At 54.5% G+C, this 1,086-nt stretch carries 1 protein-coding gene; it reads right to left on the minus strand.

Features of this window, described 5'->3' with window-relative positions; all coding sequences use genetic code 11:
- The coding region (locus tag R7Z41_RS24310) for a glycoside hydrolase family 2 TIM barrel-domain containing protein (RefSeq protein ID WP_318141680.1) at positions 1–1,086 on the minus strand (1,086 nt) is incomplete at both ends.

Here is a 1,086-nt window from a genome sequence, read left to right on the forward strand (position 1 = left end):
GTTGCCACAGCCCTTCGTACTCCTGCTTGTGGTTGTCGATCATCGGCTTGAAGAAGTTGATCTTTGGCTCGCGAGTCAGCAGCGATTCGCCATTCACCTGCCAGGATGTCGGTTTGCCACTCATTTTTGAGAAGGTGATCGCGAAGTTGTAGCCGCGAACGGTGCAGCTCAAACGATCGTCTTCCAGCGTCAGCGGACGCGCATTATTTGGTGCGAAAGGCACTGGTTGCGCGGTGTTTTCCTTCAGCGGGAACTGATAAGTGGCGATAGAATGCCCGGCTTCGCTGTAGCGGGTGCGGGAATCTTTGGTCACCGTAATGTTGAGGAACGCTTCGCGGGCGTCCAGCTGCGGCAGCGTGATCTGCAAGGGGGCTTCGCTGTTCGGCGCAACGTCGCGCAGTTTAATCTGCTGCGTCGCGAGCGTTTCACCTTCGACGCGCACCTCTGCGTGCAGGGTGTAGTCATCAAGCGTGGTAAACCACAGTTTATTTTCGACTTTCAGCTCGCCGTGAGTCAGATCCAGCGCGTGGATTTTTACCGGCGCGATAACCTGTTTGTACTCTTTCAGGCCCGGTCCCGGCGTCTGATCGGAATAGATCAAACCATCAAGACAGAAGTTATAGTTGTTGGGATAGTCGCCGTAGTCGCCGCCGAATTTATACCAGACATTGCCGTGGTCGTCCTGTGCCTGGATCCCGTGGTCGCACCACTCCCAAACATAATGTCCCTGAATACAATCGTGCTTATAGAAGACGTTCTGGTACTCCGTCAGCCCGCCTGGTCCGTTCCCCATCGCATGAGCATATTCACAGATGATGCGCGGCTTCGGATGCGGGTATTCACCAAACTCATTCATCAGCGGCACGCGGGTGTACATGGTGGAAATAATATCGACCACTTCAGCATCGCGATCTTCTTCGTAATGCACCAGTCGCGTGTCATCCAGCGCTTTCGCCGCATGGTACATCGCGCGGATGTTACAGCCATAGCCGGATTCATTGCCCAGCGACCAGATGATGATCGACGGATGGTTTTTCTGCGCGTGGATATGGCGAACAATGCGCTCGACGTAGACTTTTTCCCACT

Origin of the sequence: Vibrio sp. 1457 (assembly GCF_033340195.1) — a bacterium.
In the GTDB taxonomy this organism is placed as follows: Bacteria; Pseudomonadota; Gammaproteobacteria; order Enterobacterales; family Vibrionaceae; genus Vibrio; species Vibrio alginolyticus.